The organism is Youngimonas ophiurae (nom. illeg.), assembly GCF_049803795.1.
Lineage (GTDB): Bacteria > Pseudomonadota > Alphaproteobacteria > Rhodobacterales > Rhodobacteraceae > Thalassobius.
Genome location: NZ_JBNAGJ010000001.1, coordinates 116,138 through 142,401 on the forward strand (window position 1 = coordinate 116,138; position 26,264 = coordinate 142,401).

Here is a 26,264-nt window from a genome sequence, read left to right on the forward strand (position 1 = left end):
GCGGATGCCTCTTGCCTTAGTGACCGGCGGCGCGAAACGTCTGGGCCGCGCCATGTCCGAGTATCTGGCAAAACGCGGCTGGGATGTCGCGGTGCATTACGCCAGTTCCGAAGAGGCCGCGCAGGATACTGTCGCGGTCATTCAGGCGATGGGCCGCCGGGCCCACGCGTTCCATGCGGATCTGCTGGACGAGGCGCAGGTTCATGCGCTTTTGCCGGTTGTCGCCGCGCATTTCGGCCAGCCTGTGACCTGTCTGATCAACAATGCCTCGATCTTTGAATATGACCGGCTGGAGACCGCCAGCCGCACCAGTTGGGACAGGCATTTCGAATCCAATCTGCGCGCGCCTTTCGTGCTGACTCAGGCCATGGCGCAGCATATCCCCGAGCCCGCCCTGGATGCCGCCAATGAACCCGTGGCGCAGGGGTTGGTGATCAATATGCTAGATCAGCGCATCCACAAACTGACGCCCGAATTCATGACCTACACGCTGGCTAAAATGGGGCTGTGGGCCTTTACCCAGACCGCCGCGCAGGGGCTGGCACCGCGCGTGCGGGTGAATGGGATCGGGCCGGGGCCGACCTTGCAAGGCGGTCGGCAGACGGCTGAACATTTCCAGAAACAGCGCCAGAACACGGTCTTGCAGCGCGGCGCAAACCCGGACGATATCACTGCGGCGCTTGGGTTTTTTCTGGATTCCCCGGCGGTCACGGGGCAGGTGATCTGCGTGGATGGCGGCCAGCACCTTGGGTGGAAAACCCCCGACATTCTGGGCGTCGAGTAGCATTCCCCCGCCTCTCCTTTCGAGAGTTGTGCACCGTTCACGCGGACGTTACGAAAGCGTTACAAAAAGCCTAATGATTTCAATGTTTTGCTGAGCGTTCAAAAAATTATTCATACTTTACAGCAGGTTATACATCTGCCTAATTTTTGTGCAAATCGCCGAAACTGGCGGGAAACAAGGAAAAATCGCGGATACCTACAAGTTATCTTCAGAGTTATCCACAGTTTCAGTGGGTTCTTTCTCACTTGCTCTGGAGGGGCAAAGATTGCAGCCCGCGCGAGAATCAGAACAATTGCCCCATGACTGACCAGGACGCCTCCAAAGATTCGCACGAAACGCCGCTGACGGGCCATGCTCTGATCCAGTCGTATCTGAAAACGCTGGACAGCTCGCCGGGGGTGTACCGGATGCTGGATGGCCAGGCGCGGGTGCTTTACGTGGGCAAGGCGCGCAACCTGCGGGCGCGGGTGTCGAACTATGCGCGGGTCTCGGGGCATTCCGAACGGATCGCCCGGATGATCCGCGAAACGGTCTCGATGATGTTTCTGACCACGAAAACGGAAACCGAGGCGCTGCTGCTGGAGCAGAACCTGATCAAGCAGTTGAAGCCGCGCTATAACGTGCTGCTGCGCGACGACAAATCCTTTCCGAATATTCTGGTGACGACGGGGCATCCTTATCCCCAGATCAAGAAGCACCGCGGCGCGAAAAAGGAAAAAGGCGCCTATTATGGCCCCTTTGCCAGCGCGGGGGCGGTGAATCGCACGCTGAGCCAGTTGCAAAGGGTGTTTTTGTTGCGCGACTGTCCGGATTCGCAGTTTGAAACCCGCACGCGGCCCTGTCTGCAATATCAGATCAAGCGGTGCTCGGGGCCGTGCGTGGGGAAAATCAGCCCCCAGGATTACGCCGCTTCGGTTCAGGATGCGCGGCGGTTTCTGTCGGGGCGCTCCACCGAGATCCAAGAGGCCCTGGCCGCGCAGATGGCCGAGGCCTCGGAGGCGATGGAGTTTGAACGCGCCGCCGCCCTGCGTGATCGGATTCGGGCGCTGACTCAGGTGCAGACCGCGCAGGGGATCAACCCGCACACCGTATCCGAGGCAGACATCATCGCGCTGCATCTGGAGACCGGGCAGGCCTGCGTTCAGGTGTTTTTCATCCGGGCCGGTCAGAACTGGGGGAACCGCGATTTTTACCCGCGTGTCGGCGCCGAAATCGAAGCGGCCGAGGTGCTGGAGGCCTTTCTGGGCCAGTTCTATGACACCAAGGAGCCGCCCAAACAGGTGATCCTGTCCCACCCGATCGAAAACGCGGACCTGATGGAGCAGGCCCTGACACAAAAGCGGGGCCGCAGGGTGGAACTGCTGGTGCCGCAACGGGGCGAAAAGGCCGAGCTGGTCGCCGGTGCCGCCCGAAATGCCCGCGAAAGCCTGGGGCGGAAGATGTCGGAATCGGCGGCTCAGGCCAAGCTGCTGAAAGGACTGGCCGAGGCCTTCGGTCTGGACGGGCCTCCGCAGCGGGTCGAGGTCTATGACAACTCGCATATTCAGGGCGCTCATGCGGTGGGCGCGATGATCGTGGCGGGGCCGGGCGGGTTCATGAAGAACCAGTATCGCAAGTATAACATCCGCGGCCAGGATCTGACGCCGGGCGACGATTTCGGTATGATGAAAGAGGTGCTGACGCGGCGCTTCAAACGCCTGCTCAAGGACGATCCGGACCGGGACAAGGGGCTGTGGCCGGATCTGCTGCTGATTGATGGCGGGGCCGGGCAGGTCAGTGCGGTTTTGCAGATCATGCAGGATTTCGGGGTCGAGGATATTCCCATGGTCGGCGTCGCCAAGGGCGTGGATCGTGATCACGGTAAGGAAGAATTCCACCGCCCCGGCACGCGGCCCTTTGCGCTCAGGATGAACGATCCGGTGCTCTATTTTGTGCAGCGTCTGCGGGACGAGGCGCACAGGTTCGCCATTGGTACGCATCGGGCGAAGCGGGCCAAGGCGGTGTCCGCCACGCCGCTGGACGAGGTGCCGGGCGTGGGCGCGGCGCGCAAAAAGGCGCTGCTGGCGCATTTCGGCTCGGCCAAGGCGGTCAGCCGCGCCAATCTGGCGGATCTGAAAGCGGTCGAAGGAATTTCAGGCGCGCTGGCCGAAACGATCTATGGGTTTTTCCACGAAAAGGGCTGATCAGGCCGCAGGCAGGGAAACGATAAAGGTGGTGCCCTGTCCCAGGGTGCTTTCGTAGCGAATCGTGCCTTTGTGGGCTTCCAGAATTTCCTGGGTGATGTTCAACCCCAGCCCCGATCCGCCGCGCGCGCGTGTGGCTGCGGAATCCACCTGGCTGAAACGCCCAAAAACCTTTTCTTCGCTGCCGGGCGGAATGCCGATGCCGTGATCCTTGACCATGATCGCCACATGATCCTGATCTTGCCGCAGCGCGATATCCACGGTTTTGCCATTATCCGAGAATTTGGCCGCGTTGGACATCAGATTGGCCATCACCTGCATCAGGCGTTTCTGATCGCCGGTGATCCGGCAGGGGCCTTTGGGCAGCTCGGCGCGGGCGGCGACTCCGTAGCCGTCCAGATAGCCCTGATTTGCGGTGATGGCCTCTTGGATCAGGGGGACCAGATCCAGCGGCTCCATCTGGAATTCCATCAGGCCCTGTTCCATTTTTTGCAGGTCCAGCAGATCGTCGATCAGGATTTTCAGGCGCCGTGTGTTATTCGCCGCGATCGAGATCAGCTGCGCGGTTTGCTCGGGCAGTTTATCCTCTGCCGTCATCTGAACGATATCCAGCGCCCCCTGAATCGAGGTCAGCGGTGTGCGCAATTCGTGGCTGACAGTGGCCAGAAAATCAGATTTGGCGTGGCTGGCGGCTTCGGCCTCTGCGGCGGCCTGGGCCATCAGGTCGGCCTGCGCCTTTTGCTGGCTGATGTCGATAAAGACCAGCGTCCAGCCCACCGCGGGGCCATCGGGATTGATCGGGCTGGGCAGGGGGGTCAGCCGCGGATCATAAGTGTGCCCGTCCCATGTTATGACAGGGTTCCCCGGTAGCCGCCCGCTCAGCACGACATGGGAAATCAGGGGGCCGATCTTGGGCAGGAGGCGCAGGTCCGTGCCGATCTTGCGATGTTTGCGTTGCAGCAGGATACGCCCCGAGCGGTTCATGCCGGACAGGGTGCCCGCGTCATCGAAAATCAGGATCGGGCTATCGGTGCTGCGGAACAGCAGATCGCGCGCGATGGTGGTGATATCCATCATCTGATTGTTGACCACCAGCCAGCCAAAAGCGATCAGAACGAATGAGAACATGAACGGCGTCGGGTCAAAGCCGAACAGGGTGACGCCGCCCAGGATATAGGCCAGATTGGCCACAATCGGCACCAGGGTGATCAGCAGGGTCATCACAAAGAACGGGCGCAACGCGGGCATTGCGCGCCGCATCGCCGTCAGTGCGATGCCAACACTGGCCAGCATGAACGCATACACGTAAGAGACCGCGATATAGAAAAGCGGGCCGTGATCATAGACCCCGGATATCCGGCCATTGACCTGCGCCAGACGCGTGTTTTCGGTATAGAGCAAGTGGTGAAAATCGTTGCTGAGCGCCACCAGCCCGATCAGGCCGGGCCCCACCCACAACGAGAAAGCCCTCAGGCGCGGCAGCGTCGCATCATGCCCGATTACATAGTGAAACAGGAACATCGTCCAGGCCGAGGGCATCAGCACGATCCCCGGCCAGGCGGCCTGGCTCCAGAAGATCTTGCATCCCAGCGAATCGCTGGACAGCTCCATCGCGGCGGTCAGCAACCACCAGAGCATACCCAGCTCGGCCGCCATGAAGGCGCGCTTGCCGGCAAACTGGTGGTTCAGCCGAACCCAGACCGCAAAGATCGCGGAGGCGCCGAATACCACCAGCGTCGCGATGACGGGCAGGTCAAAAATATGTGGTGCCAAACAGGTCAATGCCAGGGCCTCTGCCTCAATCTGCCCGACGTTGCGGGCGGTGTGTGTGCGAATTGAAGTGATTCAATTAAAGATTGTTTATGTGTCAAAACTTGGGCTGTAACGGGCTGTTCCCAAGGAAAAGCCCACCCCCGTGGCATCCTTCCGCACCCGTCCAAAGGATGCTTTCCAGCGGCGCGCGAACCGGGTAGTTAGGCAACATGACCTGGACTATCCCCAATATCCTGACGGTGATCCGTCTGCTGGCCGCCCCCGGTGTGGCGGTGATGTTCCTGTATTTTCAGCGCCCCTATGCCGATTGGCTGGCGCTGGCGCTGTTCATGGGGGCCTCGGCGACGGATTGGTTCGATGGCTATCTGGCGCGGCTATGGGGGCAGGAAACCAAGCTGGGCGCGATGCTGGACCCGATTGCCGATAAGGCGATGGTGGTGATCGCGCTGATGGTGATCGTGGGCTATTCGTCCATGTCGCCCTGGCTGGTGCTGCCGGCGACCTTCATCCTGTTCCGCGAGGTATTCGTGTCAGGCCTGCGCGAATTCCTGGGCGATACGGCGGGCACGCTGAAGGTGACGAAACTGGCCAAGTGGAAGACGACCTTTCAGATGGTGGCGATCGCGATTTTGTTCCTGCAAGGCGTGTTCGAACATTATCTGGGCATGTCCATCTACGGCATGGACGAAGCGCTGGTTGCGGATATTCTGGACGGGCACGAAGAAGACCTGCACGGGCTGCGCTGGAAAATGCAGGGCATGATGTACAGCGGCTATGCGGGGCTGGTTTTGCTCTGGCTGGCGGCGGTGCTGACGGTGGTGACGGGCTGGGAATATTTCCGCAAGGCGCTGCCCTTTCTAAAGGATGACGCGTGATGGATGTCTTGTATTTCGCCTGGGTGCGTGAACGCATCGGCCTGCCGCGCGAAACGGTGCAGACCAGCGCGGCCACGGTGAACGATCTGGTGGCCGAGCTGCGCGCGCGTGAACCGCGCTATGCGGCGGCCTTTGCCGATCTTGGCGCGCTCAGGGTGGCGCTGGATCAGGAACTGTCCGAATTCGACGCCCCGCTGGAGGGCGTGCGCGAAGTGGCGTTTTTCCCGCCCATGACCGGGGGCTGAGATGGCCGTCCGCGTGCAGGAAGCCGCCTTTGATCTGGGGGCCGAGACCGAGGCTTTTGCCAATGCCCAGGCCGATATGGGCGCGGTGGTGACCTTCACCGGCATCGTGCGCGATCTGCCGGGGGACAGGCTGGACCGGATGGTTATCGAGCACTACCCCGGCATGACCGAAAAGGCGCTGGAGAAGATCGAGGCCGACGCGCGCACTCGTTGGTCTTTGGGCGATGCGCTGATCATCCACCGCTATGGGCCGATGACTGCGCAAGAGCGGATCATGATGGTGGCCACGGCCGCGCGTCACCGAAAGGACGCGTTCGAGGCCGCCGAGTTCCTGATGGATTACCTCAAATCCCGCGCGCCCTTCTGGAAGAAGGAATTCACCGATACGGGCGCCGATTGGGTGGCCGCGAAAGACGCCGATGAGGACGCGCTAAACCGCTGGTGATCCCCGCAGCCCGCCGAGATCAGCTGGGTGCGTTGACCTTTTCAACATAGGCGCGCAGTTCCTCGGCCTCGTGCCGGGCTTCGCGCAGGCCATCCATGGTTGCGGTCAGTTCTGCCTCGGCCTGGGCCAGTTGGTTGGTCAGCTCGGCCTCGCGCTGTTGCAGATAGGTGATCGCCTGATCGCGGGTTTCCTCGGCCTCGTGCAGCTCTTGTGCCATCTTTTCCAGCTCGCCCATGTCGGATTTGGACACGCGGGTAAACCGGTGGATCAGCCAATTGGCAAACCAGCCCAGGCAAAACGCGATGAACAGGACAATCGCCGTCGCGATAATAAATTGGAGCCTATTCATCGTTTGATCCTCCTTCCGCAGCGGCATCCGCGGGGTCGACTTGCTGGGCCTGTTCATCGGCGGATTTGGCGACAGATTCAAGAGTGGTTTCCTGTTCTGCCACAGGTTCGGGGCGGATCAGGCTGAATTCGATGCGCCGGTTGGCGTCGCGCCCCTCGGCTGTGTCGTTATCGGCGATGGGGCGGGCTTCGCCATAGCCCTGCGCGATATAGGCGCTGGTCAGCACCCGGCGCGCGCGCAATGCGTTCAGCACGGCCTGCGCGCGGCGCTGACTAAGCGCAAGGTTCATTTCCTCGCGGCCCTGGCTGTCGGTGTGCCCGGCGATTTCCATGCGGATTTCACCGCATTCCTTCAGGATTTCGGCGATGTCATCCAGAATGCCCGCCGCCTCGGCATCGGGCTTGTCCGAGCTGGGCTCGAAGTTGATTTTGCGGGTTTTCAGGATCTCGGCGATCTCGGCCTCGCATTCATCGGGCGTCGGAATCGAGGCAACCGGGTCCAGCGCCTCGACATAGTCCACCTTCAGCGCGTAGCGTTCCGTTTCGCCCAGTTTTTCTGAAAACAGCCGGGCGATTTCGGCTTTGGCGTCGGTGTTGCCGGTTTTGCCCGACAGGGTGATCAGCGTCGGCGTGACCGAAACATAGCCGTTCGACAATTGCGACAGCCCGTCCAGCGCGGTCAGGGTGCGCAGGCTCCAGCTGCTGGGCAGCGTGTCATCCAGGCGGGCGGCGTTGTAGATCTGCGCGCTGCCGAACCGGGCCTTGGCAAAGGTTTCGGCGGCGGTGCGGGTCAGATCGTTATTCAGGCGCCCGCGCAGCTGCACCAGCCCCTCGGGGGACAGGGTGGCGGTGAATTCGGGCACTTCGGTGGCCGCATCGGTTTTTTCCGGAACCGGCAGGATCGAGTGCAGGGCGAAAACCTCGGGCAGGGCGTTTTCCAGCTCGCCGACGGTGCGGTCGAACAGGCCCTGGGCGGTGCCCTCGGCGGCGACCAGCGTCACATCCGCATCCGAGAAAGTAATAGACCCCTGGCCCAGATCGGTCAGCGCAGCAATCGCGGTTTCCACCGCCTGCGCCCATGTGGGCGAGGGCACGCCCAGCCCGATCGTGCAATCCACATCGCCTGTCAGACCGGCCTTTTGCGCGGCGGCCAGAATGCGCGCGCGCGAGGCGTCGGTTTCCGCCGAGCAGGCATCGAAATGCGGGCCAGAGCCGTCCATCACAAAGCGCAGGGTAAAGGGCGTGATCACCGGGCGCGGGGCGGTGATTTCCAGCATCAGATCCATGTCGCCGGGGGCAAAACGCTGCAAAGACGCCTCAAGCTTTTGCTTGCTTTCGGCACTGTCGGACATGGCGCGAATTTCAACCGCGCCCGCCGCAACCGAGACCTTGCTGCGCGGCAGGGACTTCAGCGCCTTGAGCGCATATTGCAGCGCGTCCTCCCAGCCCTCGGGCACGGGATAGTCGGCGGTCTCCAGCAGGTCGGTCACATGTCCGTTTGCGGCCAGCGGATGGATGTTCTGCATCAACGCGCTGCGATCCGTTTCCGCAGGCACCAGCCCGATCAGCGAAACGCCCGTGTCATTGCGCAAAATCTCAACCGAGAAACGCGGCGCATGCAGCTGATCGGTGGCCTTGACGGTCATGTTGTCAATCACGCGGGCTGCATCCACAACGGTGCCGGCGGTGGTGATCGCGTTAAAGCGGATCGCCTCGGAGGGGGCGGTGCCGGTCAGGAACACCTGCAACCCGTTGGCGTGGACCTCGGTCCAGTGCAGATCGCGGGCGTCCAGCGCGCGGCGTACACCCAGTTCGGAATTGTCCTCGATCACATTCACGGCAAAGCCCGCGCCGATCAGGCAAAGGCCCGCAGCCACCCCAAAGGTCGCGGAAATTGTGGCTAAAGATGATAGTCGCATTGTGGCCTGTCAGAAGTTCTGGTGCCGTTTGTTTAGGCGCAAGGGCACGCGGGTGCAATCACAGGAGCATCGCACCGGCGAAAAACAGCAGAGGGATCAGACCTGTATCGCGGTTGGCACGAAACAGTTTCAGGCAAATCTCGTGGTTGTCGATGTCCAGAACGCGCATTTGCCACACCAAATGCGCCCCCATCGCCCAGGGCGCCAGCAGGGCCACCAGAATGGCAAAGGGCTGATCGGCCTGCCCGCGCATGGCCAGCAGGACCGCCGCGGCCATCAACAGCACGGTGGCAATCAGGAACCGGCGCAGCCATTGCGGTGTGTTTTCGGCAAACAGGCGGGCTGTGGATTTCACTCCGATCAGCGCGTCGTCCTCTTTGTCCTGATGGGCGTAGATCGTGTCATAGAACAGCGTCCAGGCAATCCCCCCCAGATACAGCACGATGGCCGCCGGATGCAGCGATCCGGTATGTGCCACCCAGGCCAGCAGCGCGCCCCAGTTGAACGCGATCCCCAAAAACACCTGCGGCCACCAGGTGAACCGTTTGGCAAAGGGATAGACCGCCACCGGCAGGATGGAAATGACCCCCATCGCAATCGCCGGGCCGTTAAATGTCAGCAGGATCGCAAAGGAGATCAGCGCCTGAGCGATCATCCACACCGCTGCCTGTTTCACGCTCACCTGCCCCGAGGGGATGGGCCGCGAGCGGGTGCGCTCGACCGCGCCATCGAAATCCCGGTCGGTGATGTCATTCCACGTACAGCCCGCGCCGCGCATCAGCCAGGCGCCAATGCCGCAGGCGATGAAAATCCACAGATCGAACCAGCGCGGCTGCCCATCATGCAAAATGGCCAGCGCCAGCCCCCACCAGCAGGGCAGCAGCAGCAGCCAGGTGCCAATGGGGCGATCCGCCCGCGACAGGCGCAGATAGGGGCGCGCGGGCTCGGGGGCCAGATGATCCACCCAATTGCCTTTCACGGCGTCAGAAACCTGGCCTTCGGGCTCTGGCATATGGGGCGTTTCGGGCATAAGAATGTGTCCATGACTGCGAAGATCCGTCTCTATGTAGAGCATCCCCTGGGGGAGGCGCAAACGGTTCCCTTGGACCGCGACCAGGCGCATTATCTGTTTGGCGTGATGCGTCAGCAGGTGGGCGCGCAGGTGGCGCTGTTCAACGGGCGCGATGGCGAATGGCTGGCCCAGGTCGCTCAGGCCGGGAAACGCGGCGGCGCGCTGACCTGCCAGCATCAGACTCGCCCCTTGCAGATGCCCCCCGATCTGTGGCTGCTGTTCGCCCCGATCAAGAAGGCCCGCACCGATTTCATCGTGGAAAAGGCGGCTGAAATGGGGGCTGCGCGGATCGTGCCGGTGCAGACGGACTATACCAATTCCGATCGCATCCGGCAGGACCGCCTGCAGGCTCATGCCGTCGAGGCGGCCGAGCAATGCGGCGGCACCTATGTGCCCGAAGTGACGGGTTTGCAGCGGCTGGACCGGCTGTTGGCCGACTGGCCCGAGGACCGTCAGCTGATGTTCTGCGATGAGGCCGAGGTGGGCTCGGACAAGATGTTCAGCGCCGCGCGGGCCGGCAGGGCCAGTGGGCCCTGGGCCATTCTGATCGGCCCCGAGGGCGGCTTTTCCCCCGCCGAACGTCAGCGCCTGCACGCTTTGCCCTTTACCCATGTTGTCAGCCTTGGGCCTCGGATTTTGCGGGCCGATACGGCGGCGGTGGCGGCGCTGACGGTCTGGCAGCAGGCCTTGGGGGATTGGCATGGCTGACGACCTGTTCGAGCGGCTGCTGCAGGGCGGTCGCCGCGCCGAAGAGGTTCAGGCGGCTTTGACAGCCCGGTTCGGTGCAGGCGCCGAGGTGGCGCAGGTGCTTAAACTGGGCACTGACTCAGCGGTTTTTGCGGGGGTTTTCCAAGGACAAGATGCCGTTTTCAAACAGTTCTTTACGCCGGACGCCGCGCAAATTCTGGCGCGCATGTCCGAAGAGCTGCTCTATCTGGACGGCGCTTTGGGGCAGGGGGCGTACCGGGTAAACCGGCTGCTGACCACCTTGCCCGAGGCGGGATTGGCCGTGCTTGAAAAAGCCCCCGGTCAGCGGCTGAGCAAGCTGATAAAATCGGACGATCCGGATGCGCGCGGGCGCAGCATCGCGCTGGCCGCCAACTGGCTGGCCACGGTCGCGCCTCTGCGGGCGCAGCAAAAACGGCTGGGTGGCACCCGGATGGCCCGCCAGCTTGAAGGGCTGAATCTGGAGGCGCTGCCCCCTGAGGACCGGCAGCTGTCTTTGGCGCTTCTGGCTGCCCTCAAACGGTTCGGCAAACGTATCCGGGGGGGCGATCTGACCCATACGGTTGCGCATGGAGATTTCGCTCCGGTCAATATGATGAGCGACGGGCAGACGATCTGGGCAGTCGATATTCAGGGGGGCGCGCGCTTTCCCCTGGCGCGGATCATGGCGCGGTTTCTGGTGGCCAAGGATCTTTATGCACACCGGCAGGTGCCGCGGAAATGGGGGCTGGACGCGGATGATCTGCACGTTTTCACCGATGCGCAGATCCTTCCTATGCCAGAGCTGCAATCCGCCCTGCCGTATTTTGTGGGGCAGCAGTTTCTGCGCCGCTTTGTGACGTCCTATCCGGATCGGGCCGGCCCGCCAAATGCCCGCGCGCGCCTGGCCGAGTGCCTGTCCGAACTGGAGACCGCATGTCACTGATCCGCCCAAATGCCGCGCGGCAATTGAAACGCTGGGCCGAGCCGGGGATTGCCGTGCTTTTCTGCGCGGGCGGTGTCTGGCTGGCGCTGACGGGGCTGGGCATTTTCCGCTGGTTCGGCGTGCTTTTGGCGATTGTCAGCACCAGTTTCGCCCTTTTGGCCATTCGGCGGGCGATGTTCTGGGGCGGGGAATTCGGTGTCGGCCATGTCGAGGTAGACGAGGGTGAAATCCGCTATATGGCCGCGCATGGCGGGGCCTCGCTGCCGATCAGCGCCTTGCGCTCGGTCCGGTTGACGCAGCAGGATCGGGGCCCGCGCCTGTGGAGCCTGTCCGGCGCCGGGATGCCGCCCTTGTGGATTCCCGTGGATGCCAGCGGCGCGCAGGCGCTGTTCGATGTTTTTGCCAACCTGCCGGGGATGGACATGCAGGCCCTGCTGCGCCATCTGAACCGCCCGCAGGGCAACGATGTCGTGATCTGGCAGCGAAACGCCGCCCGCCTGCATTGACTTTGCCGGGAATAGCGCTCAATTCTGGCCGGACCTGAGGGATAAAAGAACCGGAGCGAGACATGTCCATACCCCAGTCCGGCGGCGGGCCGATCGAGCATATGAGCCAGCTGGCAGAATACCTGGAATCCGGTTGCAAACCCAAAGACGACTGGCGCATCGGCACCGAGCACGAAAAATTCGGATATTGCAAAGATACCCTGAAACCAATCCCTTACGAGGGCGAACGCTCGGTTCTGGCGGTGCTGGAGGGGCTGCGCGATCTGCACGGCTGGGCCCCGCTCGAAGAGGCGGGAAAACTGATCGGCCTGGAAAAGGACGGCGCGAATGTCAGCCTGGAACCGGGCGGTCAGCTGGAACTCTCGGGCGCGCCGCTGGAAACGATCCACCAGACCTGCGACGAGGTGAACCAGCACCTGCGCGACGTCAAAGACATCGCCGATAAGGTGGGCGTCGGCTTTATCGGGCTGGGCGCCGCCCCGGTCTGGACGCATGATCAGATGCCGATGATGCCCAAAGGCCGCTACAAGCTGATGAACGCCTATATGGATCGCGTCGGCACCATGGGCAAATCCATGATGTACCGAACCTGCACCGTGCAGGTGAACCTCGATTTCGGGTCCGAGGCGGACATGGTACAGAAATTCCGTGTGGCGCTGGCATTGCAGCCGGTGGCAACGGCGCTTTTCGCCAATTCGCCCTTCTTCGAGGGCAAACCGAACGGTCATAAATCCTGGCGCTCGCGTATCTGGCGCGATCTGGATCCGGCCCGCACCGGCACCTTGCCCTTCGTGTTCGACGAAGGCTTCGGGTTCGAACAATACGTGGACTATGCCTTGGATGTGCCGATGTATTTTGTCTATCGAGATGGCAAATATATCGACGCTTTGGGGCAGTCCTTCCGCGATTTCATGAAGGGCCAGCTGCCGGCCCTGCCCGGCGAAACGCCCACCCTCTCTGATTGGGCAGACCACCTGACCACGATTTTCCCCGAAGCGCGGATCAAGAAATTCATGGAAATGCGCGGCGCCGACGGCGGCCCCTGGCGCCGGATCTGCGCGCTGCCCGCGTTCTGGGTGGGGCTAATGTACGATCAAGGCGGCCTGGATGCGGCCTGGGATCTGGTGAAACACTGGGATGCCGAAACCCGCGAGGCCTGGCGCGTCGAAGCCAGCGTCCGCGGCCTGCAAGCCATCGTCGGCGGACGCCGGATGATTGACCTGGCCGCCGAGGTGCTGGACATCTCGCGCAAGGGCCTGATTGCCCGCCAACGCTGCGGCCTAGGAGGCATGGTCCAAGACGAACGCCACTTCCTGCACGCGCTTGAGGACAGTATCGAAACCGGCATGACCCCGGCCGACGAACTTCTGGAACGCTATAATGGCGATTGGAACGGCGATCTGAGCCAGATCTACAAAGAGTATAGCTACTAACTATGGCCTTGCTCTTGGGCGCATTATCTAATGCGCTTTAAGGGTCTTGTGTGATTAGCGCTGCGCACCACAAAAAACGCGCGGTGTTATGGCTGCTGTGCGGCATTGAGTATTTTCAGAGCAAAGAAGCTGGGGCGCTGTTCTGCTGGCTTCTTTCTGATCCAAATACTCATATCGATGGGTTGTCCTCGTGCGTGGGCGGTGGCGGTGGGGCGTTTCCGCGCAGATTATTTCTGACCGATTTTCGGCTCGGAGCCTTGGCGGATGCGGGTGATATTGGCGCGGTGTGTCCAGAAGATCAGCAGGGTCAGCACAATCCCCAGAGCGATCATGTTGCCTTGGCCCAGCAGCACCATCCACATGGTTGACGTGGCCGCTGCCATCAGGGCCGAGAAGGACGAGATTCGCACCAGAAGTGCTGTCACCAGCCAGGTTGCGCAGGCCGCCAGGCCGACGGGCCAGGCCAGGCCCAGCAGCAGGCCCAGGAAGGTGGCGACGCCCTTGCCGCCTTTGAATTTCAGCCAGACGGGGAAGCAGTGGCCAAGGAAGGCCATGCCGCCGGCGATTTGGGCGGCGTCCTCGGCGGCCAGGGCGCGGGCCAGCAGGACGGCGGCGGCACCTTTGCCTCCGTCCAGCAGCAGGGTCAGGAAGGCGGCCAGCTTATTGCCCGTGCGCAGCACGTTGGTGGCGCCGATATTGCCCGAGCCGATCGTGCGCAGGTTGCCCAGCCCCATCAGTTTGGCCAGCACCATGCCGAACGGGATCGCGCCCAGGCCGTAGCCGATCACGGCCCAGAGCAGCAGGATGGTTGGGGCAGAGGTTATCTCGGGCATCACAGCTCTCCGAAGACTTGGGTGCCGGACACGAAGGTTGCCAGGATTTTGCCCTGCATCCGCGCGCCGTCAAAGGGGGTGTTTTTCGATTTCGAGCGCAGTTTCGTGCGGTCCATGACAAAGGGCGCGTCCGCGTCGAACAGCACCAGGTCGGCGGGGGCGCCGGTGGCCAATGTGCCGCCGGGCAGGCCCAGGCGTTTGGCCGGGTTCAGCGACATGGCGCGGAACAGTTGCGGCAGGGTCAGATCGCCCGCGTGATACAGGCGCAGCGCGGCGGGCAGGAAGGTCTCCAACCCTACCGCGCCCGAGGCGGCCTCTTCGAAGGGCAGGCGTTTGGATTCTTCGTCCTGCGGGGTGTGCATCGAGCTGATGATGTCGATCAGCCCGCCGCGCACGGCGTCGATCACGGCCAGGCGGTCTTCTTCGCTGCGCAGGGGCGGTTTGACCTTGAAGAAGGTGCGGTAGTCGGCGACGTCCAGCTCATTCAGGGTCAGGTGGTGGATCGAGGTGCCGGCGGTGATGTTCAGCCCGTTGCGCTTGGCGCGTTCCAGGGCGGGCAGGGCACGGGCGGTGGTGATCTGATCGGCGTGGTATTTCGCGCCGGTCATTTCCAGCAGGGCGATGTCGCGGTCCAGGCCCATGCGTTCCGCCATGGGGGTGACGGCGGGCAGGCCGCGCAGGGATGCGAATTTGCCCGAGGTCGCCGCCGCGCCCTTGGACAGGATCGGTTCCTGGGGGTGGGCGATCACCAGCGCGTCCAGCGATTTGGCATAGGCCAGCGCGCGGCTGAACACCTTGGTGTTGGTGATCACGTTATCGCCATCGGAAAAGGCGACGGCACCGGCGTCCAGCAAGAAGCCCAGCTCGGTCATTTCGCGGCCTTCGCGGGCCTTTGTCAGCGCGGCGATGGGAACGACGTGCACGGGGGCGGCCTCTTGGGCGCGGCGGGTGACGAATTCCAGCGTTTCGGGGCTGTCGATGGCGGGCAGCGTGTCGGGGCGGGTAACGATGGTGGTGACGCCCCCGGCGGCGGCGGCGGCCCCGGCGGATTTGAAGCTTTCTTTGTGACGCTCGCCCGGCTCGCAGACTTTCACGCCGATGTCTACGATCCCCGGCGCCAGGTATTTGCCGCGCCCGTCCAGAACGCGGGCGCCTTCGGGCACGGCGATTTCCGCGCCATGGGCGGCGATTTTACCGTCTTGCAGCAGGATCGAGCCATGCGCGACCGCGCTGGCCTGCGGGTCAATCATGTGGACATTGGTGATCAGCGTCGTGGTCATGAGCGTTTTCCTTTGAGCACGCTGTCCAGAGTCTGGCGCAGCTCGTCAATATGCGTGTCGGCGATGGGCCAGACGACGGTCCAGCTGCGCATCACGTTTTGCTGGCCTTTCAGGTGCAGAACGGCGGGCAGGTTCAGCAGGCGGCGCAGGGGGCCTCGGGTCAGGGTATAATCGGCGTTTTCGCCGAAGGGTAGCTTCTGTTCGATCTGGCCCTGGGTTGACAGGATGCCGGTCTGAGTAAGCGCATAGCGCGTGCGGTGGCGGCTAAAGCCCCATTTGAACGCGGCTGTCAGCGCGACCAGCCCCAGCCACAGCCCGGCCAGCCCGATCAGCGCCGGCATATGCAGCCGGTCCTGAAGCGCCAGCCAGATCAGCCCCGCCAGCCCGGCCAGATGCGCCAGCCGGCCCGAGGTCAGCAGCGCCAGCGGGTGGCGCCGATAGACCTGCGCCAAGGATTGCGACCACAGCGTCATGTGCGTTCCTCCTGCCGGTCGGCGCGCTGCATGTCGCGCATTATGTCATAGACGGCGCGCCCGTCGTCGATACGGTGAAATCCGATCTGGCGGGTGCGGGTGCGGCCCTTCACGCGGTAATCCTCGGTGGCAAACAGCACCGATTTGAAGGGCCCGTCCTCCAGTGTCAGGGCAGTCTGCGCGCCGATGGGATAGCTGTTCAGGCGGCGGCTGGCCCAGGGGAAATCGGTGGCCACAAAGGCGCGCTGATTGGACAGGGAATACCAGGTGTAGCGGGCCTTGATCCCCGGCCAGAACATACCGCTGCCCATCACACCGATCCCGACCGAAAAATGGAGCAGCCCGAACATCCACATAAACCCGCCCCCCAGCGAGGCCATGATCATCCAGAACAGCGCAAACCCGGCAAAGAACAGCCCGAAGACCAGCCTGCCCAAAGCCGGGGCACTGATCACCGGCGCGGTGCTGGGGCGGCCTTGCCACAGGATTTCCTCGCCCTCGTTCAGGATGTCCTGCCAGCCGGTGCTCATGGGCGGCCTCCGGCCTGGGCGCGCTGGATGACGGCGCGGGTGGCGGTTTTGTCGGCCAGGTATTTCAGCAGGTGCTTGTCGCCGGACAGGGTGATGATCTGAAGCGCCGATCCCAGCGTGCGGAATTCCTTGATTTCGGACAGGCGCACCGCGCGCCCCTGCGGGCCCATCAGGCGCTGGTTTGTCAGATCCCAGCGGGCCTTTAATTCATCCGAGGCCACATAGAAGGCCCGCACACCAATCGCCGCCAGCCCGCCAATGGCGCCGGTCCAGACATGCGGATTGCCCATGAAAAACAAGATCGCCATGCCTGCGGCCATCGCAATCGCGGCCATCCAGGCGTGATCGCGCCAATAGGTGGCCCGGTCCGGGTGGATCTGGGTCAGCAGCTCTTCGCCGTGCAGAAGGTCATACGTGGGGGTCAGGGATCCGTACATGTCAGTCTCGGGGTCAGCCATTATGCGGTGAGAGCAGGTAAATCAACGTGCCCAGCACGATCCCGGCCAGCGGCAGCACCCATCCCAGCCAGCGCGGAAATCTGGGGCGCTCGGCCGGGCCGGTTGTGCCCAATGTGTCCCTGGCGGCGTCCGAGGGGATCGGGGACAGATCCAGCTGGGGGCGCGGCTCAGACCAGGTGCCCAGCCAGCGCAGCGGGTGATAGGGGCGCAATGTCTGCGCCTTGCCGCGAAACGCCCCCGAGCTGACCAGCGCCACATGCCCGCGGATGTTGTTCAGAAAGGTGCGGTCGTCCTTCAGATCGGCCGGGTCGATGCTGTAGGCCTCGATCAGGTAGTTGGCCAGCCCCATGTCATCCAGCTGGGCGACCGGGAAAATTTCCACACAGGACGGATTGAGATCATAGACCCCCAAGGCCGAGATCATCAGCGCACCCTCGCGTTCGAAATCGGCGAAATCCTCGATTTCATCGGCGGGCAGATCCACGGCAAACAGACGCACGACGCCTGTTTCGCTGGCGGGAACCTCGATCCGGTCGCTCACGCCATCACCTCGGTCTGGCGGCGGGTCTCGCGCAGGTTGCGGGCCAGCAGGTCCATCGCGGCCATGCGCACGGCGACACCCATTTCCACCTGTTCCTGAATCACGGATCGGTTGATGTCATCGGCGATGTCCCCATCGATTTCGACGCCGCGATTCATCGGGCCGGGGTGCATGACGATGGCGTCGGGCTTGGCCTCCGACAGCTTTTCCGCGTCCAGCCCGTAGCGATGGTAATATTCGCGTTCGGACGGGATAAAGCCGCCGTCCATCCGTTCACGTTGCAGGCGCAGCATCATCACCACATCCACGTCCTGCAGGCCCTCGCGCATGTCGTGGTAGACCTCGCAGCCGAAGGCATCAATCTGGCTGGGCATCAGGGTGGGCGGGCCGACCAGGCGGATGCGGTTCTCCATCTTACCCAGCAAGATCAGGTTGGACCGGGCCACGCGGCTATGCGCAATGTCGCCGCAAATGGCGATGTTCAGGCGGTGCAGACGGCCCTTGGCGCGGCGGATGGTCAGCGCGTCCAGTAGGGCCTGCGTGGGGTGCTCGTGTTTACCGTCGCCGGCGTTCAGAACGGCGCAGTTCACCTTCTGCGCCAGCAGGTCCACCGCGCCGGAATGCGGATGGCGCACCACCAGCAGATCGGGGTGCATGGCGTTCAGCGTCAGGGCGGTATCAATCAGGGTTTCGCCCTTTTTGATGCTGGAGGCCTGCATCGCCATGTTCATCACATCCGCGCCCAGACGCTTGCCTGCCAGTTCGAAACTGGCCTGCGTGCGGGTGGAGTTTTCAAAGAACATGTTGATCTGCGTCAGCCCGGCCAAAGCATCCGCATGTTTCTGATCGCGCCGGTTCAGATCGACATATTGATCGGCCAGATCCAGAATGGCGGTGATTTCCGTGGGGTGGAGGGGCTCGATCCCCAGAAGATGCTTTTGCGTGAACGTCATCGCCGCCTCCAGATTTGCGTGCCCTGCTTATATGGGCGGCCATGGCGCGGGGCAAGATAAGCCAGCGTCGCGGATCGCGGATTTGCTGGCTTTCGCAGGGGCGCGGGCCGGGATAGGGTTGGGCGCATGGAATCGGCGATGGACTATCATACGGCGCTTGCCCTTCTGGAGTGGCAGATCGAGCTGGGCGCGGACGAGGCGCTGGCCGATGCCCCTGTTGATCGCTATGCAGCGGCCCAGGATGCGCGGGCTCAGGCTCAGGCCACGCCGGAGCCCAAGAAAGGCCAGCCAACGCCGCCCGCCCCCAAGCCCAAGATTGATCCGGTTGCCGTGGCGCAGGACATGGCCGCGCGGGTGCGTTCGCTGGACGATTTGCGCGCCGCCATGCAGCAATTCGAGCATTGCGAGCTGAAACGCGGCGCCCGCAATCTGGTGTTCAGCGATGGCCGGCCCGCAGCCCGCGTGATGATCATCGGCGAGGCCCCCGGCCGCGATGAGGACCGCGAGGGGCGGCCCTTTGTCGGCCGCGCCGGGCAGTTGCTGGATCGGATGCTGGGCGCGATCGGGATGGATCGGCGCTCGGATAATGCGGAACAGGCGGTCTACATCACCAATGTGCTGCCCTGGCGTCCGCCGCAGAACCGAGATCCCAAGCCCGAGGAAATCCAGATGCTGCTGCCTTTCCTGCGCAAACATGTTGAATTGGTGAAACCCGATGCGGTGGTGCTGATGGGCAATATCTCCTGTCAGGCGGGGCTGGGCAAACGCGGGATTACCCGTCTGCGGGGGCATTGGACCCAGGCCTATGACACCCCCGCGCTGCCGATGTTCCACCCGGCCTATCTACTGCGCCAACCTCATGCCAAACGCGAGGCCTGGGCCGATCTGCTGGCGCTGAAGGCCCGGCTGGAGGCACGGTGATGGACTTGCTGGCTCTTTTGGCTTTCATCCCCGCGGGATTGGCGCTGAATCTGACTCCGGGCGCGGATATGATGTTCTGTCTGGGGCAGGGGCTGCGCAGTGGGCCGGGGCCGGCCATTGCCGCCAGCGGGGGCATTGCGATGGGCGGTTTCGTTCATGCTCTGGCGGCAGGATTGGGGCTGAGCACGCTTGTCTCGGCCTTGCCCGGTGCCTTCGACATCATTCGCTGGATCGGCGTGGGCTATCTGTTGTGGCTGGCCTGGCATACGGTGCGTGCGGGGCCCACGCGCGAGGCCGTGCAGGGCGTTTCCGCCCGCCGCGCCTTTGGGCAGGGGTTCGTTGTCAATCTGACCAACCCCAAGGTCATTCTGTTTGTGCTGGCCTTTGTGCCGCAATTCGTGGATCCGGCGCGTCCGGTGCTGCCGCAATTCCTGATCTACGGGGCCGTTCTGTCGCTGGGCGGGTTCATCATCAACGGGCTGGTGGGGATTTTCGCGGGCGGAATTGGCCGCAAGCTGACCGCAGACGCCCGTTTTGCCACATGGCTGGGCCGGATTAGCGCGGGCATATTCGTGGCGTTGGCGGCCCGTTTGGCGCTGATGCAAAAGGGATAGCGCAGGGGGGATAGCCATGGCGCGGATCGACGAAAGCAAAGAGTTCATCCCGGTGCGGATCGCGGTTCTGACGGTTTCAGACACGCGCGGGCTGGATCAGGATAAATCCGGGCAGGTTCTGGTGGACCGGCTGGAGGGCGCGGGGCATATCCTGGCCGATCGCCAGATCATCCGCGATGAACGCGCCCAGATTGCCGACCGGCTGCGCGCCTGGATCGCCGATCCTGCGGTGGACGTGATTATCTCGACCGGGGGGACGGGACTGACCGGGCGGGATGTGACCGTCGAGGCGCATCGCGATGTCTATGAAAAGGAAATCGACGCCTTCGGCACCGTGTTCACCATGGTCTCGATGCAGAAAATCGGGACATCAGCGGTGCAAAGCCGCGCCACGGGGGGCGTTGCGGGCGGGACGTATCTGTTCGCGTTGCCCGGCAGCAGCGGTGCGTGCAAGGACGCCTGGGACGAGATCCTGCAATACCAGCTGGACTACCGCCATATGCCTTGCAATTTTGTCGAAATCTTTCCGCGCCTGGACGAGCACAAGCGACGGAAATAGCCGTTTGCTGCGTAACAGGCTTGTGCCTTGGCAAAAATTCATATGCCGCTAAGTATATACGTCAGCCCGTTCCGGGCCTGAAACGAGGGTTCTGAAGATGCGTTTCCTGCGCCAAAGCCTGACCGGATTGTTTCTGGTGTCGCTTACTTTGGGTCTGCTGATCTATGCCGGCGCCATGGTGCGGGACGCGATCAAGGATCGTATGTCGCGCGAGGCACGGGTGCCGCAGGGGCGCGAACGGATTTTCGCGGTGAACGTGCTGACGGCCGTGCCGGGAACCGTGCGCCCCGATCTGCTGGCCTTTGGCGAGGTGCAAAGCCGCCGGACGCTGGAAATCCGCGCCGCGCTGCGCGGCACCGTGGTGGAATTGGCGGACGGTTTCGAAGAGGGCGGGCAGGTCCGCGCGGGCGATATTCTGGTGCGCATCGACCCGACCGAGCCGCAGGCGGCTCTGGATCGGGCCAAGGCCAATCATCTGGATGCCCAATTCGAGGAACGCGATGCCGCCCGCGCGCTGATCCTGGCACAGGACGAGCTGGCCGCGACCGAAGAACAGGCCGCCCTGCGCGAGAAAGCCTTTAAGCGGACGCAGGATCTGGCGCAGCGCGGTGTCGCAACCGAGGCCACGGTGGAAACCGCTGAACTGGCGGCCTCGGCGGCGCGTCAGGCGGTGGTTTCGCGCCGTCAGTCGCTGGCCCAGGCCGAGGCCCGCGTGAACCAGGCCACCACCAGTCTGAACCGCGCCGCCATCGCCCTGGCCGAGGCCGAACGCACCCTGGCCGACACGGTGATCCGCGCCGAATTCAACGGCACGCTGAGCAATGTGCAGATCGTGGCGGGGGGGCTGGTCTCGCAAAACGAGGTGCTGGCCGAACTGGTGGACGGGCAGGCCCTGGAGGCCGCTTTTCGGGTCTCTACCCCGCAATATGCGCGGCTGCTGGACGCCGATGGCCAATTGCAGAAAGCCCCGGTAGGGGTGACGCTGAATCTCTATGGGGAAAACCTGTCGGCAACCGGCCGGATTGACCGTGACAGCGCCGCCGTGGGCGAGGGGCAGACCGGGCGTTTGATCTTTGCCCGTCTGGACAGCGCGCGCGGGCTGAAGCCGGGGGATTTCGTCAGCGTTGCGGTTCAGGAACCCCCGCTAGAACGCGTGGTGCGCCTGCCTGCGACTGCGCTGGACCCGTCCAGCCGCGTGCTGGTTCTGGGCGAGGGCGACCGGCTGGAGGCCATCGAGGTCCGGCTGATCCGCCGTCAGGGCGATGACGTGCTGGTGCGCGCGCCCGATCTGACGGGGCGCGAAGTGGTGACCGAACGCTCGCCTCTGCTGGGGGCGGGAATTAAGGTGCGCCCGTTGCGGGCCACCTCAGAAGATGCCGCAGAAGAGCCCGAGCTGCTGGAACTGAGCGCCGAGCGCCGTGCCCGGCTGATGGCCTTTGTCGAGCAGAACAAGATGATGCCCTCGGATGTGCGCACGCGGCTGCTGACCCGGTTGCAGCAAGATAAGGTGCCCGCCGCCATGGTCGAGCGCCTGGAATCGCGGATGGGGGGCTAGCGGATGGTGGGGGGGCTGCTGTCTTATTTCACGCGTCACCGGACGGCGGCAAACTTGCTGCTGGTGGTGCTGTTGGTGCTGGGCATGGCCGCCGTGCCGCAGATGCGCGCGCAATTTTTCCCCGATGTGGTGGTCGATGATGTGGATATCGTCACCGTCTGGGATGGTGCCGGGGCCGAGGACGTGGATGCCGCGATCATCCAGGTGCTGGAACCGACGCTGCTGGCTGTGGAAGGCGTGGAAAGCAGCGCCAGCACCAGCCGCGAAGGGCGCGGCACGATCACGCTGGAATTCGAGCCCGGCTGGGACATGAGCCGCGCCGCTGATGATGTGCAGGCCGCCGTCGATACCGTCACCACTCTGCCCGAAGAGGCCGAAGACCCGACGGTTCGGCGCGGGGTCTGGCGCGATCGGGTCACGGATGTGGTGATCACCGGCCCGGTCGAGCCGCAGCAGCTGGGCCTTTTTGCCGATGAATTCGTCACCCGCCTGTTCGAAGAGGGCGTCACCCGGACCACCATCCGCGGTGTGGCCGCTCCGGAAATCCTGATCGAAGTGCCCAGCCTGAACCTGATGGCGCATGATGTCACGATTGCGCAGATCGCCGCCGCCATCGCCGAAGAGGTAGACGCAGACCCGGCCGGCGATGTGACCGGCGCCAATGCCCGTGTGCGCACCGGCGTGGAAAAACGCAGCGCCGATCAGATTGCCAGCGTGGTGTTGCGCAGCAACGATGATGGCTCGGCTTTGACGGTGGGCGATGTGGCGACGGTCAGCCTGCTGGGCAGTGACCGCGACCGGGTTTATTTCGTCGGTCAGCACCCGGCGGTTTCTGTGCGGGTGGATCGCTCGGACACCGGGGATGCGATCAAGATCCAGGCTCAGGTGCAGGACGTGGCCGACCAGATGGAAGCGACCTTACCCCAGGGTGTCACGATTGATCTGATCCGCACCCGCGCCGAGGCAATCACCGCGCGTCTGAACATCCTGACGGAAAACGGGCTGTTCGGGCTGGTTCTGGTGTTGATCTTGCTGTTTTTGTTCCTGAACGCGCGCACGGCCTTTTGGGTGGCGGCGGGCATTCCGGTGTCGATGCTGACGGCGATTGCGCTGATGTATGCGGCGGGGCTGACGATCAACATGATCAGCCTGTTTGGCCTGATCATCACCCTGGGGATCGTGGTGGATGATGCGATTGTGGTGGGCGAACATGCCGACCACCTGTCGCGCCACGGCTATTCGCCCACTCAGGCGGCGGAAAACGCGGCGCGGCGGATGGCTTTGCCGGTGTTTTCGGCCACTCTGACGACGATCATCGCCTTTTTCGGGCTGACAGCGATTGGCGGACGGTTCGGAGACCTGATCCGCGATATTCCCTTTACGGTGATTGTCGTGCTGCTGGCCTCGTTGATCGAATGTTTCCTGATCCTGCCCCATCACATGGCCCATGCGCTGAAACACTCGGCCAAAGAGCATTGGTACGATTGGCCCTCGCGCACGGTGAACAAGGGCTTTCGCTGGGTACGCAGCCATCTGTTCCGGCCGCTGACCGGGCTGGTGATCCGGGCGCGCTATCCGGTGATTGCGCTGACGGTGCTGCTGCTGGCCGGGCAGATCGCGGTCTTTGTGCGCGGCGATGTGCAATGGCGGTTCTTCAACGCGCCCGAGCGCGGCAGCGTGACCGGCAATTTCGCCATGCTGCCGGGGGCCAGCCGGGCTGACAGTCTGGAAATGATGCGCGAAATGCAGCGCGCAACCGAGGCCCTGGGCGCCGAATATGCCGAACGCTATGGCACCAACCCGCTGGATTACGTGATCGCCGAGGTGGGCGGGAACTCGGGCCGGCCCTTGCCCGGTGCGGATACCAAGGACAGCGATTTGCTGGGCGGGATCTCGATCGAACTGATCGACGCCGATCTGCGCCCCTATTCCAGTTTCGCCTTTGTGGCCGAGTTGCAGGACGCTGTGCGCCGCCATCCGATGGTGGAAACCGTCAGTTTCCGTGGCTGGCGGTCCGGTCCGGGGGGCGAGGCGCTGGACGTGCAATTCTACGGGGCCAGCGCCGAGACGCTGAAATCGGCCAGCGAGGCGCTGAAACAGGCCCTGGCCAAATACCCCGAGGTGTCCGCGGTTGAGGACAACCTGTCCTATGACAAGGACGAAATCATTCTGGAGCTGACCCCCCAAGGGCAGGCCTTGGGGTTCACAATCGACGGGCTGGGGCGGGTGTTGCGGCACCGTCTGAACGGGCTGGAGGCCGCCACCTTCCCCGACGGGCCGCGCAGCGCGGAAATCCGGGTGGAACTGCCACGCAGCGAACTGACGGCCGATTTTCTGGAAACGATGCAGCTGCGCACGGGGGCCGGGCACTATGTGCCGCTGGCCGATATTGTCAGCGTGAAGACGCGTTCGGGGTTTTCGACGGTGCGGCGGGAAAACGGGATTCGGCTGATTTCCGTCACCGGGGATATTTCCGAGGACGACCCGGCCCGCGCCGAGGAAATCCTGCGCGTGCTGGAGACCGAGATCCTGCCGACGATTGCCAGCGAAAAACAGGTGGAATGGCGTCTGTCGGGCCTGTCCGAGCAAGAAGACCAGTTCCTGAACGAGGCCATGACCGGCCTGGTGCTGTGCCTTTTGGGGATCTACCTGGTGCTGGCCTGGGTGTTCAGCAGCTGGACGCGGCCCATCGTGGTGATGGCGATCATTCCCTTCGGGCTGGTCGGCACGATCTATGGCCATGTGCAATGGGACGTGCCTTTGTCGATGTTCACCGTTGTGGGGCTGGTGGGGATGACGGGGATCATCATCAACGATTCTATCGTTCTGGTGACCACGATTGACGATTATGCCAAGGACCGGGGGCTGGTGCCCTCGATCATGGATGGCACGGCGGACAGGCTGCGCCCGGTGATGCTGACCACGCTGACCACGGTGATGGGGCTGGCGCCGCTGCTGTATGAGACCTCGCAGCAGGCGCAATTCCTGCGCCCGACGGTGATCACGCTGGTTTACGGGCTGGGATTCGGGATGGTGCTGGTGCTGATGGTGGTGCCGGCGCTGGTGGCGATCCAGCACGATATTCGCCGGCAGGTGACGGCGCTGAAACGCTCGGTTCGGGTGCAGGGGCTGCGGCTGCCGATGGGGCTGAGCCTGCTGGCCGTCGCCGGATGGCTGGTGCCGAGCCTGGGCTGGCCGCTGGTGACCGGCGCGGCCCATCCGTGGTTAAACGCCTGGGGGACGGGGGATCCGATGGCCGCCGGGCTGCTGCTGTTCGTGCTGGGCGTGGGGCTGTTTGCGATGGCGCTGTTCGTGCTGGCCGCGTTGGTTCAGGCCTTGCGCAAACGCGCCAGCAAGGCCTAATCGGCCGGGCAGCCCTGAATATCCACCGCGCGGTCGCTGCCCAGAACGGTGACACGTATCCCCGAACGATCCAGCGCAAAGGCTCCGCCCTCCATGTGGATCATCTGGGTGCGGACGGTCAGGATATTGCCCTGGCGGTGGGTGTCGCTTTCGGCGACCCAGACCTCGGGGTCGGCGGTTTCGATCACCGCATATTCCTGCGCCCCGGTCGAAGGCATGGCGATCCTGGCCTCGATGGCCAGGCCGTCCTCGGTCAGGGAAACCGCGCATGACACCCGGCCAACCCCGGCCTTGCGCGCGGGTATTGGCTGGCTGGCCAGCGCGGCGGTGATCGCATTGTCACGACTGCGCGAGGCGGGCAGCGCCAGATCGAAGTTCAGCTCGGCCGGCACGCAGATGTCCTTGCAGATGCCGATCTGCATTTCCCCCTTCAGGTCGATCGGCTGGCCGGAATCCTGAGGCGTCAGAACGATGGGCAGGATCAAATCGGTCTGGTAACCCACGGAATTCATTCCATTTTGCGAGAAAACCTCGGGGGTGGGCCAGATCGGCATCATCCCCTTCAGATTGTCCGAGCGCGACCAGTCGATCATCGGCGGAATGCCCGCATCCCCCGGCGCGCGCCAATAGGTTTTCCAGCCCGGTGCCAGGTCAATCTTCAGCGCGGCCACATGGGTGCCATCGGCGCTGCGCCAGCCGGGCAGAACCTCCAGCGCGACCACCTGCTGGTTCAGGCTTTGGGCCGAAACCGAGCCCGCCGCCCAGCAGATGGCGGCCAGAGTGCGAAAAAACATGCGTGTCATCATCCTTTGCAAATGGGCGAAAAAACGGGCCGTGCCAACTCACATTGCGGCGAGCAGATGTGACAGAGGTCACAATCGTGCTTTTTCTGACGCAGAAACTGGACCGGGGGCGGGGGCGATCATATCTTAGCTATATGGACACAGCCG

At 63.4% G+C, this 26,264-nt stretch carries 26 protein-coding genes; 14 read left to right on the plus strand and 12 right to left on the minus strand.

Annotated elements, in window-relative coordinates; genetic code table 11:
• Positions 1-4 precede the first annotated feature (4 nt).
• The gene (locus ACP15O_RS00600) at positions 5-784 is read left to right on the plus strand and encodes an SDR family oxidoreductase (protein ID WP_425094089.1); all 780 of its coding nucleotides are present in this window, start codon (positions 5-7) and stop codon (positions 782-784) included.
• Positions 785-1,083: 299 nt separating this feature from the next.
• Positions 1,084-2,967: an excinuclease ABC subunit UvrC gene (gene uvrC / locus ACP15O_RS00605; protein ID WP_425094090.1), complete on the plus strand. Its 1,884-nt coding sequence runs from the start codon at positions 1,084-1,086 to the stop codon at positions 2,965-2,967.
• Here uvrC and ACP15O_RS00610 read toward each other — a convergent pair whose 3' ends face one another.
• A complete protein-coding gene (locus ACP15O_RS00610; protein WP_425094091.1) occupies positions 2,968-4,740 on the minus strand; it encodes a histidine kinase N-terminal 7TM domain-containing protein in 1,773 nt (590 codons plus the stop codon).
• Between the two features lie 209 nt (positions 4,741-4,949).
• Here ACP15O_RS00610 and pgsA point away from each other — a divergent pair, with 209 nt between their 5' ends.
• The 3 genes from pgsA to ACP15O_RS00625 are packed head-to-tail and all read left to right on the plus strand — an operon-like array spanning position 4,950 to position 6,305.
• Complete coding sequence (gene pgsA / locus ACP15O_RS00615) at positions 4,950-5,615, plus strand: CDP-diacylglycerol--glycerol-3-phosphate 3-phosphatidyltransferase (protein WP_425094092.1); 666 nt, start codon at positions 4,950-4,952, stop codon at positions 5,613-5,615.
• On the plus strand, positions 5,615-5,860 hold the full coding sequence (gene moaD / locus ACP15O_RS00620; protein WP_425094093.1) for a molybdopterin converting factor subunit 1: 246 nt from the start codon (positions 5,615-5,617) through the stop codon (positions 5,858-5,860). Before pgsA ends, moaD begins: the two co-directional genes overlap by 1 nt.
• Before the next feature lies 1 nt (position 5,861).
• Entirely contained in the window at positions 5,862-6,305 is a 444-nt protein-coding gene (locus tag ACP15O_RS00625; protein ID WP_425094094.1) for a molybdenum cofactor biosynthesis protein MoaE, read from the plus strand.
• A 19-nt stretch (positions 6,306-6,324) separates the two neighbouring features.
• Here the strand turns inward: ACP15O_RS00625 and ACP15O_RS00630 are convergent, their stop codons facing one another.
• The 3 genes from ACP15O_RS00630 to ubiA are packed head-to-tail and all read right to left on the minus strand — an operon-like array spanning position 6,325 to position 9,602.
• Complete coding sequence (locus ACP15O_RS00630) at positions 6,325-6,654, minus strand: hypothetical protein (protein WP_425094095.1); 330 nt, start codon at positions 6,652-6,654, stop codon at positions 6,325-6,327.
• Positions 6,647-8,572: an OmpA family protein gene (locus ACP15O_RS00635; protein WP_425094096.1), complete on the minus strand. Its 1,926-nt coding sequence runs from the start codon at positions 8,570-8,572 to the stop codon at positions 6,647-6,649. The genes ACP15O_RS00630 and ACP15O_RS00635 overlap by 8 nt, the downstream gene beginning before the upstream one ends.
• A gap of 58 nt (positions 8,573-8,630) precedes the next feature.
• A complete protein-coding gene (gene ubiA / locus ACP15O_RS00640; RefSeq protein ID WP_425094097.1) occupies positions 8,631-9,602 on the minus strand; it encodes a 4-hydroxybenzoate octaprenyltransferase in 972 nt (323 codons plus the stop codon).
• A gap of 12 nt (positions 9,603-9,614) precedes the next feature.
• On the opposite strand from ubiA, the gene ACP15O_RS00645 reads away from it, so the two are divergent.
• From ACP15O_RS00645 to ACP15O_RS00660, 4 genes are all read left to right on the plus strand, one after another.
• Positions 9,615-10,352 carry a 16S rRNA (uracil(1498)-N(3))-methyltransferase gene (locus tag ACP15O_RS00645; RefSeq protein WP_425094098.1) on the plus strand — a complete coding sequence of 246 codons (738 nt, stop codon included), beginning with the start codon at positions 9,615-9,617 and terminating at the stop codon, positions 10,350-10,352.
• Positions 10,345-11,295: a phosphotransferase gene (locus ACP15O_RS00650; RefSeq protein ID WP_425094099.1), complete on the plus strand. Its 951-nt coding sequence runs from the start codon at positions 10,345-10,347 to the stop codon at positions 11,293-11,295. Before ACP15O_RS00645 ends, ACP15O_RS00650 begins: the two co-directional genes overlap by 8 nt.
• Complete coding sequence (locus tag ACP15O_RS00655; RefSeq protein WP_425094100.1) at positions 11,286-11,801, plus strand: hypothetical protein; 516 nt, start codon at positions 11,286-11,288, stop codon at positions 11,799-11,801. The genes ACP15O_RS00650 and ACP15O_RS00655 overlap by 10 nt, the downstream gene beginning before the upstream one ends.
• Positions 11,802-11,863: 62 nt before the next feature.
• Complete coding sequence (locus ACP15O_RS00660; RefSeq protein WP_425094101.1) at positions 11,864-13,234, plus strand: glutamate--cysteine ligase; 1,371 nt, start codon at positions 11,864-11,866, stop codon at positions 13,232-13,234.
• A 227-nt stretch (positions 13,235-13,461) separates the two neighbouring features.
• Here ACP15O_RS00660 and plsY read toward each other — a convergent pair whose 3' ends face one another.
• The 7 genes from plsY to ACP15O_RS00695 are packed head-to-tail and all read right to left on the minus strand — an operon-like array spanning position 13,462 to position 18,302.
• A complete protein-coding gene (gene plsY, locus ACP15O_RS00665; protein WP_425094102.1) occupies positions 13,462-14,067 on the minus strand; it encodes a glycerol-3-phosphate 1-O-acyltransferase PlsY in 606 nt (201 codons plus the stop codon).
• Positions 14,067-15,347 (minus strand): dihydroorotase, encoded by a 1,281-nt coding sequence (gene pyrC / locus ACP15O_RS00670; RefSeq protein ID WP_425094103.1) that lies wholly within the window; start codon positions 15,345-15,347, stop codon positions 14,067-14,069. The genes plsY and pyrC overlap by 1 nt, the downstream gene beginning before the upstream one ends.
• Positions 15,344-15,820, minus strand: a complete 477-nt coding sequence (locus tag ACP15O_RS00675) for a YdbT family protein (RefSeq protein ID WP_425094104.1) — start codon at positions 15,818-15,820, stop codon at positions 15,344-15,346. Before ACP15O_RS00675 ends, pyrC begins: the two co-directional genes overlap by 4 nt.
• On the minus strand, positions 15,817-16,350 hold the full coding sequence (locus tag ACP15O_RS00680) for an aspartate carbamoyltransferase catalytic subunit (RefSeq protein WP_425094105.1): 534 nt from the start codon (positions 16,348-16,350) through the stop codon (positions 15,817-15,819). Before ACP15O_RS00680 ends, ACP15O_RS00675 begins: the two co-directional genes overlap by 4 nt.
• Positions 16,347-16,787, minus strand: coding sequence for a hypothetical protein (locus ACP15O_RS00685; protein WP_425094106.1), 441 nt, complete (start codon positions 16,785-16,787; stop codon positions 16,347-16,349). The genes ACP15O_RS00680 and ACP15O_RS00685 overlap by 4 nt, the downstream gene beginning before the upstream one ends.
• A gap of 13 nt (positions 16,788-16,800) precedes the next feature.
• Entirely contained in the window at positions 16,801-17,349 is a 549-nt protein-coding gene (locus tag ACP15O_RS00690) for a hypothetical protein (protein ID WP_425094107.1), read from the minus strand.
• Entirely contained in the window at positions 17,346-18,302 is a 957-nt protein-coding gene (locus ACP15O_RS00695) for an aspartate carbamoyltransferase catalytic subunit (RefSeq protein ID WP_425094108.1), read from the minus strand. The genes ACP15O_RS00690 and ACP15O_RS00695 overlap by 4 nt, the downstream gene beginning before the upstream one ends.
• A 126-nt stretch (positions 18,303-18,428) precedes the next feature.
• On the opposite strand from ACP15O_RS00695, the gene ACP15O_RS00700 reads away from it, so the two are divergent.
• From ACP15O_RS00700 to ACP15O_RS00720, 5 genes are all read left to right on the plus strand, one after another.
• Positions 18,429-19,223, plus strand: a complete 795-nt coding sequence (locus ACP15O_RS00700) for a uracil-DNA glycosylase (RefSeq protein WP_425094109.1) — start codon at positions 18,429-18,431, stop codon at positions 19,221-19,223.
• Positions 19,220-19,837 carry a LysE family translocator gene (locus ACP15O_RS00705; protein WP_425094110.1) on the plus strand — a complete coding sequence of 206 codons (618 nt, stop codon included), beginning with the start codon at positions 19,220-19,222 and terminating at the stop codon, positions 19,835-19,837. The genes ACP15O_RS00700 and ACP15O_RS00705 overlap by 4 nt, the downstream gene beginning before the upstream one ends.
• A 16-nt stretch (positions 19,838-19,853) precedes the next feature.
• A complete protein-coding gene (gene moaB, locus ACP15O_RS00710; RefSeq protein WP_425094111.1) occupies positions 19,854-20,396 on the plus strand; it encodes a molybdenum cofactor biosynthesis protein B in 543 nt (180 codons plus the stop codon).
• Positions 20,397-20,493: 97 nt separating this feature from the next.
• Positions 20,494-21,951, plus strand: a complete 1,458-nt coding sequence (locus ACP15O_RS00715) for an efflux RND transporter periplasmic adaptor subunit (RefSeq protein ID WP_425094112.1) — start codon at positions 20,494-20,496, stop codon at positions 21,949-21,951.
• Positions 21,952-21,954: 3 nt separating this feature from the next.
• Positions 21,955-25,314: an efflux RND transporter permease subunit gene (locus tag ACP15O_RS00720; protein ID WP_425094113.1), complete on the plus strand. Its 3,360-nt coding sequence runs from the start codon at positions 21,955-21,957 to the stop codon at positions 25,312-25,314.
• Here the strand turns inward: ACP15O_RS00720 and ACP15O_RS00725 are convergent.
• Positions 25,311-26,108 (minus strand): protein-disulfide reductase DsbD domain-containing protein, encoded by a 798-nt coding sequence (locus ACP15O_RS00725; protein ID WP_425094114.1) that lies wholly within the window; start codon positions 26,106-26,108, stop codon positions 25,311-25,313. The two genes, ACP15O_RS00720 and ACP15O_RS00725, sit on opposite strands and share 4 nt — an antisense overlap.
• Positions 26,109-26,264: the final 156 nt, after the last annotated feature.